The organism is Alteromonas sp. BZK5 (genome assembly GCF_014349115.1).
Classification (GTDB): domain Bacteria; phylum Pseudomonadota; class Gammaproteobacteria; order Enterobacterales; family Alteromonadaceae; genus Alteromonas; species Alteromonas macleodii.
In genome coordinates this window covers 1-13,122 of the sequence record NZ_JACSOE010000090.1, presented here as the reverse complement: position 1 = coordinate 13,122, position 13,122 = coordinate 1, and the positions used below count along the sequence as shown (strand labels likewise).

Annotated in this window: 9 protein-coding genes; 7 read left to right on the top strand and 2 right to left on the bottom strand. The window is 44.5% G+C overall.

Going from position 1 to position 13,122, the window contains the following annotated elements; translation table 11 throughout:
• Positions 1–226: 226 nt before the first annotated feature.
• The 7 genes from BIZ39_RS18095 to BIZ39_RS18065 all read left to right on the top strand — a co-directional run bounded on the left by BIZ39_RS18095 (position 227) and on the right by BIZ39_RS18065 (position 11,113).
• On the top strand, positions 227–1,543 hold the full coding sequence (locus tag BIZ39_RS18095; protein ID WP_187447643.1) for a methyl-accepting chemotaxis protein: 1,317 nt from the start codon (positions 227–229) through the stop codon (positions 1,541–1,543).
• Between the two features lie 180 nt (positions 1,544–1,723).
• Positions 1,724–2,983: a sensor histidine kinase gene (locus BIZ39_RS18090; RefSeq protein WP_049588820.1), complete on the top strand. Its 1,260-nt coding sequence runs from the start codon at positions 1,724–1,726 to the stop codon at positions 2,981–2,983.
• Positions 2,980–3,657 carry a response regulator transcription factor gene (locus BIZ39_RS18085; RefSeq protein WP_049588819.1) on the top strand — a complete coding sequence of 226 codons (678 nt, stop codon included), beginning with the start codon at positions 2,980–2,982 and terminating at the stop codon, positions 3,655–3,657. Before BIZ39_RS18090 ends, BIZ39_RS18085 begins: the two co-directional genes overlap by 4 nt.
• A 142-nt stretch (positions 3,658–3,799) precedes the next feature.
• A complete protein-coding gene (locus BIZ39_RS18080) occupies positions 3,800–5,317 on the top strand; it encodes an aldehyde dehydrogenase family protein (protein WP_014950684.1) in 1,518 nt (505 codons plus the stop codon).
• 40 nt (positions 5,318–5,357) lie between these two features.
• Positions 5,358–7,454 carry a 4Fe-4S binding protein gene (locus BIZ39_RS18075; RefSeq protein WP_187447642.1) on the top strand — a complete coding sequence of 699 codons (2,097 nt, stop codon included), beginning with the start codon at positions 5,358–5,360 and terminating at the stop codon, positions 7,452–7,454.
• On the top strand, positions 7,423–8,613 hold the full coding sequence (nosP, locus tag BIZ39_RS18070; protein ID WP_014980253.1) for a nitric oxide-sensing protein NosP: 1,191 nt from the start codon (positions 7,423–7,425) through the stop codon (positions 8,611–8,613). The genes BIZ39_RS18075 and nosP overlap by 32 nt, the downstream gene beginning before the upstream one ends.
• Positions 8,600–11,113, top strand: a complete 2,514-nt coding sequence (locus tag BIZ39_RS18065) for an ATP-binding protein (protein WP_187447641.1) — start codon at positions 8,600–8,602, stop codon at positions 11,111–11,113. The genes nosP and BIZ39_RS18065 overlap by 14 nt, the downstream gene beginning before the upstream one ends.
• Positions 11,114–11,169: 56 nt before the next feature.
• Here BIZ39_RS18065 and BIZ39_RS18060 read toward each other — a convergent pair whose 3' ends face one another.
• Both BIZ39_RS18060 and BIZ39_RS18055 read right to left on the bottom strand, forming a co-directional pair.
• Positions 11,170–11,829, bottom strand: coding sequence for a response regulator (locus BIZ39_RS18060; RefSeq protein WP_014950680.1), 660 nt, complete (start codon positions 11,827–11,829; stop codon positions 11,170–11,172).
• A gap of 272 nt (positions 11,830–12,101) precedes the next feature.
• On the bottom strand, positions 12,102–12,962 hold the full coding sequence (locus BIZ39_RS18055) for a hypothetical protein (protein ID WP_187447640.1): 861 nt from the start codon (positions 12,960–12,962) through the stop codon (positions 12,102–12,104).
• Between the last annotated feature and the right edge of the window lie 160 nt (positions 12,963–13,122).

Below are 13,122 nucleotides of genomic sequence, written 5' to 3'. Positions count from 1 at the left end.
TGTTCTCGATTTAGAACCACTAAACCGTCAAACATTCGCCTTGTCTAGATGGCACACAGACCGCTGCAAAAATGTACAACAAAGGTCAACAGGCCCTAGTTAAAAAGACATTGTCTAGCGAATAGTTTGCTAAACCTTGTGTAGATTCATCAAATTACCGTTAAGGCAAGGTTAGTTACTGCCGATAAACGGCATATTACTGTATTTCTCTGTCAGGGCAGGCCCTATGTTCAATAAACACTTAGTGAAAGAAAACGAAGCGCTTCGCGAGGAGCTACATATACTCAAGCAAGTGCGAGATGGCTTGCGCGAAGAAATGATCTTTCTCAATCTTAATGAGCGTGGTGAAATTGAAGCCGTCAACGAGGTGTTCGAGAAAGAGCTGGGTTACTCACTCTCTCAAGTGAAAGGGCATCGCTTCTTTGAATTTGTTCCCGAGATTGCCAGAAACACGCCTCATTTTAAAAAGCTAAAAGATTCTATCGAGCAGCGTGTTCATTACTGGGGGGCGATTGAGTTTCTTCGTGAAAATGGTGAAGAAGCGTGGTTAAGGGGCGTGGTTGAACCTATTTTTGACGGAAAAGGGAATATTCACAAATTCTCAGTCAACCTCAACGACCTCACGCGCACTATAGCCAACTCGAAAGAACACGAAGATTTGGTGGCCGCGTTACACAAGTCAAATGCGGTGATTGAATTCGATTTAAACGGAGATATTCAGGACGCAAACGAAGCTTTCCTAAAAGCCGTTAAGTACAGCCTTAACGACATTAAAGGTCAGCATCATAGAATCTTCTGTGATACCGAGTATGCAAATTCGCGCGAATATAAAACGTTTTGGGAACGACTTGCTCAGGGTGAATTCGTCGCAGGAAGATTCGAACGCTTCGACGCTCACGGCAACACTATTTGGCTGGAAGCCACCTATAACCCGATTTGTGATTCTCACGGTCGTATGTATAAAGTGGTTAAGCTGGCTACTGATATTACTGAGCAGGTGGCACGAGAAAATGCCGTGTCCAGTGCTGCTGATATCGCCTACCGTTCTTCAAACACAACGGATCAAATCGCCACGCGAGGAAAGGAAGTCATTAGCGAACTGCTTTCTGAAATGTCTTCACTGTCGCAGCAAATGGATAGGGCAAAAGAGGGGATTAATGCGTTGGACGCTCAGTCTCAACAAATTGCCACTATTATCGGAAGTATCAGTGCTATTGCCGAACAAACCAACTTGCTTGCTCTAAATGCTGCGATTGAGGCGGCACGTGCTGGCGATCAGGGACGAGGTTTCGCTGTAGTTGCTGACGAGGTGCGTCAGTTAGCATCGCGTACAACCGAAGCCACAGAAGAAATCATCAATGTGGTTAAACACAACCAGACATTGGCCACCGACGCAGTAAATTTGGTTAATGAAGGTGATGAAAAGGCGCAATCAGGGCTCAACTACGCCAGAGAGGCGGGTGAAGTTATCGAACAAATTCAAGACGGTGCCAAAGAAGTCGTTGATGCAGTAGGCCAATTCAGCAGTCGACTGGGAAGCTAGTAGCACCGAGAAACAGGCTTACCGATAAGTGTAAACAGTCTAAGTTCTTACCAAATAAAACATCGCTCAAAACAGAATTCATCCTACCTTGGTAGGATGAATTCGCCCCTATTGCAGGATGTGCTTTTTAACGTAGTCTGTATAGCATAACCCTGTAATAAAAGGCTTGCAGGGGCGGTTATGTCAGGTTTTACGAAAATATCTACAGCTATAGTGGCCGTATTCATTGGCTGCTTTTTGGTTTTTACCTGTCTGGTCTACTTCCACATACAAGATAACATTGAGGAAGAGATGACGGGCGCGCTTAATCAAGTGCGAGAAATGGTCAACCTCAATATCCCTGTTGCTGATATCGAAGCGATTGTAGAGCCTAGCCCTCACTTATCCGCCCATTATTTCACGGGGCGCCTTCAGGCAGAGCAGACCTCAGTGATGCCGACAACCGAACGTACTGCACTCACACCTGTAATCATCCCAATTCAGGAAAATCAGTATCTTATTGTTACGCCTTTTGATGCTACTGAACTCACCCAGAATCTCACTTTTTTTGCCTTGGTGGCGGGACTGTTTTTCGCAACCTTTGTCCTGTTGCTGTTTACGTTAAAAGTGGCGGTTAAGCAAAGGTTAGTGCCGCTAAATCAGCTCGCTGACGCGTTATCTGAGCTACGAGAAGGCAAGGAATCACAGCCCCTGCCACATTCAGATATCACCGAAATGAACAGGGTATTAGACCAATTTAAGCATCTGCAAAATGCACTTAAATCAAAAGAAAAGCAGCTCATAAAAATAGATAAGCAATTAGCGCTTCTTCAAGAGCAAGAGCGTAATTACCTTGCCAGAGAGCTTCACGATAATGTGGGGCAGTTGCTGACCACGATAAAAGCCCACGCTTATATTTTGGTTAACGCAAAAGAGCGATCTGTTGTTGAGCTGTCGGCGCAGAAGGTTCAAGTGATGTCACATCAAATAAGCGATGCAATTAGAAAACTCACTGCTCACCTACACCCGCTTGTTTTAGATAGAGTCTCTCTTCAGTCGTCGCTTGAGCGACTGGTGTACGAACAAGAAGTAGCACAGCCCGATACGAAGTGGGACGTGTCTATTAATCTAAAGCGCTATCAAGAAGATAATGAGCGAGATATTCATCTTTACCGATTTGCTCAAGAAGCCATTAACAACGTGATTAAGCATGCGAAGGCCACCAAGGTTAGCATTCAAATTTATGGCGATACTCACCGTGTTTCTGTGATGGTCAAAGACAACGGTCGGGGATTAGGGAACCACATTGTAGAAAATATTGGCATGTCTTCAATGCGCAGCCGAGCACGTTGTATAGGAGCAAATTGTAGTGTGACGTCACCCGATGATGGCGGCGTTGCCGTATCGCTGTCTCTTACCCTTAAAAAAATGCCTCCTCTTATGGGCGCTAACGTCGCATGAATATTCTAATTGTCGACGACCACGCTGTGGTGCGTGAAGGATACAAAGCTTTACTCAATGCGATGATGCCCGATTGCCGTATTTTTGATGCTGAAAACGGCGCGCAAACCCATCGTTTATTAGCCAGTAGTGACATTGAGATCTTAATCCTAGACATAAACCTTTCAAATGAAAGTGGCCTTGTTTTAGCCAAGATTTTTTTGAAGCGACATCCTGATTTAAAAATTATCTTTTTCAGTATGTTCGAAGACAGCGTCATATTGCACCGCGCCATGCAGACCGGTGCTATGGGGTACATCAGTAAAAGTAGTTCGCCTGAAATATTGATCTCGGCAATTAAGGTCGTCGCAAAAGGGCAAAAGTATATTGAGAGAGGCCTGGCGGTAAATTTAGCCAATCAACTTCTCGATACCAATGTGGACATTGCTGCCAAATTAACCAAACGTGAATTCGAGATATTTATTGCGATAGCGATGAATAAATCCCGCTTTGATGTTGCTGACGAGTTGGGCCTATCGGCTAAGACTGTCTCTAACGCACTTACCGTCATTAAGCGAAAGCTTGACGCGGTGCCCTCTCAGTTTTCAGCCATTGCGGCTAAACACGGTTACATCGGTGATGCAGAGCTTTCAGCGTCTCAATCGGTGTCGTTTGTCGAGAAGAGTGAGAAGTAGCCATAGGTTTCCCCTCCTAAAGTAGGAGTCAAATCGGTCTATCGCATCATGGTAGGTACAACGTAAAAGTACCATTATCAAACTACACAACAAACCAAGTTACTGCGCGTGTTACGCGCAAAGTTATCAAAAGGTACTTCTTATGATTTATGCAAAGCCAGGTAGTGAAGGTTCGGTCGTAAGCTTCAAAGAAAGCTACGGTAATTTTATCAATGGCGAATGGGTTGCACCGGTTAAAGGTGAGTACTTCACCGCAACATCTCCAGTAGACGGCAGCGACATCGCACAAATCCCACGCTCAACATCTGAAGACATTGAGCTTGCGTTAGATGCAGCTCACGCTGCGAAAAAGGGCTGGGCAGATACGTCAGTAGCTGAGCGCTCCAACATTCTTCTGAAAATTGCCGATCGCATTGAAGAAAACCTAGAGCTACTTGCCGTTGCGGAAACATGGGACAATGGTAAAGCCGTTCGCGAAACGCTTAATGCAGACATTCCGCTGTGCGCAGACCACTTCCGTTATTACGCAGGCTGTATTCGAAGCCAAGAAGGCACCATCGGTGAAATTGATAAAAACACGGTGGCGTATCACTTCCACGAACCTTATGGTGTTGTTGGGCAAATCATTCCATGGAACTTCCCGCTGCTTATGGCTGCATGGAAACTTGCGCCAGCACTTGTTACCGGTAACGTAGTGGTGCTAAAGCCAGCAGAACAAACGCCAGTATCTATCTTATTGTTCGCCGAACTAATCCAAGACCTACTACCACCGGGTGTACTAAACATCGTTAACGGGTTCGGGGCAGAAGCCGGACAGGCTCTTGCAACAAGCACAAGAATCGCAAAAATTGCATTTACTGGCTCTACACCTGTTGGCGGACATATCCTTCGCTGTGCTGCTGAAAACCTTATTCCATCTACCGTTGAGCTTGGCGGCAAGTCGCCAAACTTATTCTTCCCAGACATCATGAATCACGAGCCTGAATTTATTGATAAGTGTGCGGAAGGTTTAGTGCTTGGATACTTCAACCAAGGTGAAGTATGTACGTGTCCTTCTCGAGCGATTATTCACGAAGACATCTATGATGCATTCATGGAAAAAGTGTTGGAAAAAATTCAGAAGATCAAACGTGGCAACCCACTAGACACAGATACCATGGTAGGTGCACAGGCATCTAATGAGCAGTTCGAAAAGATCCTTAAATACATCGATATCGGTAAGTCAGAAGGGGCTCAGGTTGTCACTGGTGGTGAGAAAGAGCAGCTACCTGGCTTTGATGGAGGCTACTACATTCAGCCGACTATCTTGAAGGGTGAAAACCACATGCGTGTGTTCCAGGAAGAGATTTTTGGTCCGGTAATCGCTGTTCAAACCTTCAAAACCGAAGAAGAGGCGATTGAGATTGCCAATAATACAAGCTTCGGACTTGGCGCTGGTGTATGGAGCCGCGATGCGAATGTAGCATTCCGCGTGGGTCGAGCGATTGAAGCAGGTCGCGTATGGACGAACTGTTATCACTTGTATCCAGCTCACGCTGCGTTTGGCGGCTACAAGAAATCGGGCATTGGCCGCGAAACCCACAAGATGATGCTAGATCACTACCAGCAGACAAAAAATCTATTGGTAAGCTACGACATCAACCCACTTGGTTTCTTCTAAGTAAATCTGAGGGCGGCGCCTACCGCCGCCCGCTACTTTTATGCGCATCGCATTTTCCTCAATCATTTTCTTGCTGTTTCTCAGCACCAATGTGTTGGCGCAGTCTGACGCGACAGACATTCCACAAGACATTTACAAGATATTTCCTAACGCTACACGCGTGGGGGAGATGCACACAGATATCAAGGTAACGCCTGTCTATCAGCTTCAGCAACTACTCGGATATGTTTTTGAGTCGAATGACTTTGTCGACTTCATAGGCTTTTCAGGCAAACCGGTTAATGTAGTGATTGGGCTAGACACGCAAGGCAATGTGGTCGATCTTTTCGTCAAGCAGCATAGCGAGCCGATTTTTTTGCACGGGCTTGGCGAGAAATCCATGTTTGATTTCGTTGCTCAATATCAAGGGCACAGTGTCAAAGAACGTTTTATCATTGGTGGTAAAAGCAATGTAGGCAAAGACGCTACCTACTTTGATGGGGTTACGAAAGCCACCGTATCGGTGCTGGTTATCAACGATACCATCGTGACATCTGCATTAGCCGTTGCCAGAGCTAAGCTAGATGGCTTTGTTGCGCCTAGCAACAATATTATCAATCCAGACTTTTACGAACCTCTTACTTTTAGCGAATTGGTGGACAAGGGCTACATTCAAAAGCACCAGATTACTCAGCAAAATACCGAAGGGCTTTCGAGAGAAGTGGTTCGGGCGGTTGACGATATTCAAAGCGAGTTTGCTCTTGATGGTGACATCATTGCCGAACACTACTATGCGTTTTTAAGTCTTCCTGTTGTGGGGAAAAACCTGCTGGATGAAGAGGAATTTGCTCGGTTACAGGAAAATCTAAATCCGGGTGAAATGGCACTGATGGTACTGAATACGAAAGGGTTCAGTTTTATCAGCGATGAGTTTATTCCCCAAACCACACCTGAGCATTTACGGGTATCTCAAGGCGGTTTTCCCACGGCTATCCGCGATATCGATTTTTATAGCTTCTATGACCCCGCATTTTCACAAGCATTGCCCGACTACAACGAGATCAAAGTACTTCGAGTAAAATCGAAAGGTGGGCTGTCACTTGACCAAGAAATGGAAATAGCGATTAGTGTGCCGTTTAAGCCAAGTTTCTTCGAGCAAGATGAGCATCTGTTCCCTTTGAAAGTGACACTGCCTAGTGAACTATTTATGGAAAATCCTGAGGCTCAGTTAGCGAAGCCCATTCCGTTGTGGCAGAAAATTTGGAGGGACAGAACCTTAACGATAAGCACCACCGTTGTTTATCTTGTAGCGGTGTCGTTGTTTTTTGCATTCCAGCAAAGGCTAACGCCTTACACCAAGTTTGTGCATACAGTACGGGCATTTTCCCTTGTGTTCGTGCTGTTTTTTATTGGCTTTTACGCTCAAGGGCAACTGTCTGTCGTCAACATATACACGCTGCTACTGGATATTGTCGACGGATTTTCCTTAGAGGTATATCTTCTCGACCCGGTCATTTTTATTTTGTGGAGCTTTGTATTTGTCTCGCTGTTTATCGTTGGGCGGGGACTATTTTGTGGCTGGCTTTGCCCCTTCGGAGCACTCCAGGAAATGATGGGAATACTGGCTGAAAAGCTCAGGATAAAACAAATTAGAATTAAGCCACAGCACCACAAACGGGCACAAAAAATTAAATATGGGTTGCTTATAGGGCTTGTTGCGTGCTCATTCTATTCGCTAAACCTTGCAGAGAAGCTCGCTGAGATAGAGCCGTTCAAAACGTCCATAACCCTACACTTTGTTCGATATTGGCCTTTTGTACTGTATTCGGTTTTATTGCTGCTACTTAGTTTAAAAATTCATAAAGTGTACTGCCGCTATTTATGTCCGTTGGGAGCGGGGCTTGCCATTTTGGGGCGTTTCCCTTTCGTTAAATTGCTTACACGTAAAGATGCCTGTGGTAATCCGTGTCAGCTGTGCAAACAAAAGAAATGTGGTATTGATGCTATAGAACAAGACGGCAGCATTGACTATGCTGAATGTATTCAGTGCCTTGAGTGTGTGGTTACGTTAGATAACCCTGACTTGTGCAAAATCGATAAATATAAAAAGAAAAAGGTGCCAACGCGTGTCAAAAACCTCAATCCTGTCCGCACTTAGTCAACCTGCTAATAGCAAGGTTAACGATGACAACCATTCTAGTTTATACGGTGCTAAAGAAGCCTGCCGTGATGTGGCAAATGAGATTTTAGCCAACGTTAAGTGCGATGAAATAGAGCTATTACTCTTTCATACCAGCACGCTGTTTGACTTAGACACCGTAGCAAAGGAAATCTCCGCACGTTTTCCGCACGTGAATATTGTTGGCTGCACCAGTGCTGGAGAATTTAATAAAAATGGGTACGGAACAGAAAAGCTTTTGGCCGTCGCGTTTTTGAAAAACGAATTTTCTATTGCCACAGCATTGGTGCCTAATTTAGGCGAAGTAAACTTTGATGAAGCCCACGATATTGCCAGTGGTTTGCGCCGAGCCTTACAGGGGAGGGAGCGTCGTTACGATACAGAGCAGCACTTCGTTATTTCTGTGCTCGATGGACTTACCCGCCATGAGGAACATTTTCTAGAAACCTTTGCGACCGCATTTGGCAATATTCCACACTTAGGCGGTAGCGCTGGCGACGATTTAAAGCTTGAAGCCACCTATGTGTTTTACAACGGTGAATTTCATCGAGACGCAGCAGTACTGCTGCTTGTTGGCACGGGAAAGCCCTTCACCGTGTTCTCCATTGATCACATTAACTCTCCTGTTTCAAAGCTGGTGGTCACCCACGCCGATCCAGAATCGCGAACCGTGTATGAAATAAACGGTGAACCTGCTGCGCAGTATTACGCCAGTTTATTGGGAATGAAAGCTGAAGACTTAACGCCTGATGTGTTTTCCATGTTTCCCCTTGCAGTGATGGTAGGTGGCAAATATTTCATCCGCTCTATTCAAAAAGTAGATTTGGCCACTAACGCCATTACCTTTTACTGCGCGGTAGATATTGGCATTATTCTTACGTTTGTTCAGTTGGGTGACTGCATTGAAGCATTAGAAAGTAAACTAGACAAACTGCGCGCTCAGCTTGGCGAGCCCGAATTTGTCTATGCTTGCGATTGCTTTTTGCGAAGGCTCGAAATTCAACAAGGCAAAAACGACCACGAAATAAGACGGCTACAGCAAAGGTACAATGTCGCGGGCTTCAATGCCTATGGCGAGCATATTCACTCGGTTCACTTGAACCAAACGTTTACGGGGGTGTATTTTGCAGCCCAATAATCAATTTACCGACGTGGAAGCGCTCCAAAAGGCCCTTTACGAGCAACGGCGTGAAAACGAAAAGCTTGAAAAAATAAACGCAGCGCTGATGTATCGCATGGAAGAGGGCGGTTTTAATCATCACAGCTACCGCGCCTTCGAACATTCGGTTCAACTTTCTGAAAAAGTGAGTCAGAAAACCGAAGAACTGCAGTCAGTACTGCAAAAGCTGGAGCAGTCAAATGCCGAGCTAGTGCGGGCTCACGAAGAAACCCATCAGGTTAAACAGCGTTTACACGACGCCATTGAAAGCACTAATCAGGCGATGGTGTTGCTAGATAGACTGGGCGGGATCATCTTCTTTAATCGGCACTTTGAAACTGTTTGGGATGACCTTTCCATTACCCCTAAAATTGGCGATAACTATTACGATATCACCCAAGCTGCCAAGCATTCCGGGGTTATTCGCCGCGCCCTGCCTGCTGATGTCGAAGGCAGGATGATCTATCAGTTGTCGAACCGGCGATGGTATCAGCTGACCAATCGACCCACGCAAGAAGGCGGGAACGTTATTCTGTTTAACGACATCACTGAAGTAAAACTGCTTGAGTCGAATCGCTACGAGCAAGTCATTAAAGAGAAAAACAAGCTGTTGCAAAGCCTTATCGATAATATTGATGTTGGAATATTGCTCATTGATAAAGAAGGTGGCATTGCGTTTTGGAATAACACGTTTTTGACCCAGTCAAACGTGCCCCAGCACGTACTGGTAAACAGTAAGAATATTTATGCCCTTCAAAATAACCGTCACTGGAGCGGGCTCAACTTAAAGCCGGTGGGGCCAAGTACCCAGATTATACACGAGCAATTGGTGGTTGAACGCAACATCACTACACTGCCCGACGGCAATACGCTGTGCACGTTCACCAATGTTACATCGCAGCATCACTACGCGGAAACGCTGAAGCAAAACGAAAGCTGGATCCGCATGATAACCGATAATGTACCGGCGCTTATTGCTTACATTGGTACCGATAAAAAGTTTCAATACACCAATAAAGGTTATCGCGATTGGTATGGCGTTAGTGAGCAAGACATTAATGATATGCCTATGGATCGAAGCCATCTGAAAGAGGTTTACCCCAATCTTATTCAGTACTTGCGCCGTGTTAACCAAGGCGAAGTGGTGAGCTTTCAAAGCAAAGAAAAAAATGCTCATGGCGACGTTGGCTTTTTACAGAAAGTTTATTTGCCTCATTTCAATGAATCCGGCGATATCACCGGGCACTTTGTCTTGGCAACAGACGTGTCGCAGCAGGTAGAAAGCCAACTCCAGCTTAAAGCGGCTAAAGACCAATTAGAATCGAATGTAGAAAAGCGTACCCGTGAACTCAATCACGCCAACATCGCCCTTCAAGAAGCGATTGATTCAAAGAGCAAATTTTTGGCTGCTATTAGCCACGATCTTATGCAGCCCCTTAGCGCTGCCATCTTGTTCAACGAAACATTGAAAGATCAAGTGGATAGTTCATCCAGCCCCATTGTTGCCGCCCTCGATAATTCACTGTCTGATTTACATGGCCTTATTCGCACGCTTATTGAAACATCCAAACTGGACGCTGGGGTGTTACAGCCCGATAAGCAGCAAGAAAATGTATTGCCGTTACTTATGCAGCTAGCCGAAGAGTTTACGCATATCAGTAAAGACTACAGTGTAGATTTTCGCTATCGCTTGAAAGAAGCTTTCGTGGTGACAGACGTGAACTTACTTTCTCGAATATTGCGAAATTTATTAATAAATGCAATGAAATACGGTGCCAACGGCAAGGTGTTACTGGCAGCGCGAAAGGTGAATGAGAACCTAGAAATTAGCATCTATGATCAAGGTGTGGGTATAAGCGAAGACGATCAGAAAGTTATTTTTAAAGAGTTTTCCAGGTTAGAAAACGATTTTAACTACTCTTACAGTTTGGGTCTGGGATTATACATTGTAGATAAAATGAGTAAGTTGCTAGAGCACGATATTCGAGTGCGCTCGAAAGAGGGCGTAGGCGCGTGCTTCACGGTGACCATTCCTATTACCGAAGTGTGTGATACGAGCCAGGAGCAAGACTATCTTTATACTTTGGAGCCATCGTTACCAGATTACGTTTTGGATAAGCATATATGGCATATTGATAACGATGCGAATATGCGCATTGCTATGCAAACGTTGTTCGCAAACTGGGACATGGAAGTAGACACTTTCTCAGGTTTTGAACAATGCAGTGCTGTAAATAATGGCAGTTTTGACGAGTGCGACATGCTTATTGTCGATTACCACCTAGATGAAGAAGAAACCGGTTTAGACATTGCGAAACGCGTAAGAAAAATCGCGCCTTCAATGCCCATTATGATTTGCACCGCTAATCACTCAAAAGCATTAGCGAATGAACTTGAAGGCACCGACATTCAGCTGCTGCACAAACCTGTTAACTCCGCGGTGCTGAAGGCGGCGCTAGTCTCAAGTTTGAATGGCTAAAAGTAAACGTGTCTAAGACCTATTAATCTTCGGTGCACAGCAAAGATCAACAGATCTTAATTAAATACGTACTGGTTAAAGTCGATATTCGCGGCACTGGCCACAACCTTTACTCGGTTGCTGGCGCCTAATTTTTTGAGAATAGATGAGACGTGAGACTTAACCGTGGTTTCAGAAATATTAAGCTCGTAGGCAATCACTTTATTGGCTAACCCTTGAGTTAGATATTTCAGTACAGTCAGCTCTTTTCGTGTTAATGAACGAATTTGCTCAGGCGAAATACCGTTGTCATTGGTCATGCGTGTTCTGGTAGACGGCGTTCTCAATATCTCTGATGGTAAACACACGTTCCCTTCAAAAATACTCTCGATAGATGTGGCGATTTCTTCAATCTTGCTGCTTTTTGAAATGAAGCCAACGGCACCATAAGAAATGGTTTGCAGTATATTTTGCTTTTCCGTTTCAGCGGAAATAATCACTACAGGTACATTAGGGTGTTGGTTTCGAATTTCTAAAAGTCCGTTTAAGCCACAGGTTTCCGGCATATTTAAATCAAGCATGATTAAGTCGAACTTCGCGTCTTGCTCTAGCAACGTTAACGCTTCAGAAATTGAATTGGCTTCGAGGGTTTCTGAGTCGGGAAACTTTTTCCCTAAGATAGTAATCATTGCGTGACGAAAAATAGGGTGGTCGTCAATTATCAAGATACGGTGCATGGTCTTTCCCTCAGCTAAAAAAGCGACATTTGCCGCTGGCCTTGTGACTTATTTGGGCTGGCGTTTTATTCACACATAAGCCTTTTAGTAAGACAAAATTATGGCGTAAATGAAACGCTTCAAAGTGACCAAATTCTCCGAAATATTAAAAGCTAAACAGTCACTTCACGTGTTTACAATGTTAACATTAATATAACATTAAATCAGGCCTAATAAGACCAATGGCTTATAATAAAAAAGCACGTAAGACCAGTACTGACGGGACTTTCGTTCTATAACTCGTCAAGTAACTGCCTTCTTTTTTCGGCGTATTCTGTTTCGCTAATTAGGTTTGCCTTTTTTAGTGCGTCTAACCGTTTAAAACGAGCAACGATATCGTTTTCTGCTGGTAAGGGGGCCGAGCCAGCTACGTCTTTCTTACTGGGTGTGTTTTCCCTATTCGCTGGGGAAAGTGTTTCCTTTTCTACAGGTGCTTCAAATGCCAGCTGAGTCGGTGCGACCACCCAATCGAAGCGGTTTTTCGTTTTCAGTTCTATACCAGGTGCGGAAAAAGAAAGTGCGGAATCGAATGAGAACTTTGCTTGTTTCCGGTTACCAAAATCAAAGTCGTATTTAACCAAGCCCTGAGAAGTAGGATCATAAGCCATTTCGTAGGCTTTATTGGCTACTTTGTCGAACTCGCCAATCAGAATATTGAGCTGGTCGTCTGCAACGAAAATACTGCCTGCAACGTAATACGTTTGGGTTTTAAGGCCTGCCAAATAGCGCTTCTCTTTACTAAGGGCAAAAATTACGTCTTGCTGAGCAGTCGCTGTTCGCAGCGCCTCAGGCAGATAGGCGGCAAGTAACGCAACCTGTTCGTTGGAAAAAAGCGGTGTTGACGTATTTTTGTTCTTAACCACCTGAATAGCGCTAAGTATGGCGGATACATCCTGCTCTTGCAGCGTAAAGGGGTGCTGGTTGGCACGCATGTCACTGTCTGTTTCGTTTTGCTTTTCAACAAGGCGAATAAAATTGTTTTTGTCCTCCTGAAATATGACCTGTGCGTCTGCGATATGTACTGTCGTTGTGAAGAGTAGGGCTAACAGAATGGGGTGAGCTGAACGTAATGAAAATAGAGATATATTTTTCATGATCTTTCCTTTTTCAATAGGAAAAGCGAGAGTGAATCTCGCTTTTTTATGTCATATATTTTAGCTTAATTTTAATTTCTTAATTAAGTGTAAAATTAATCAGTTTTTTATCATTAATTAAATGAATCGAGTAATTTTTAAGTTTTAGAGTAATTAGATA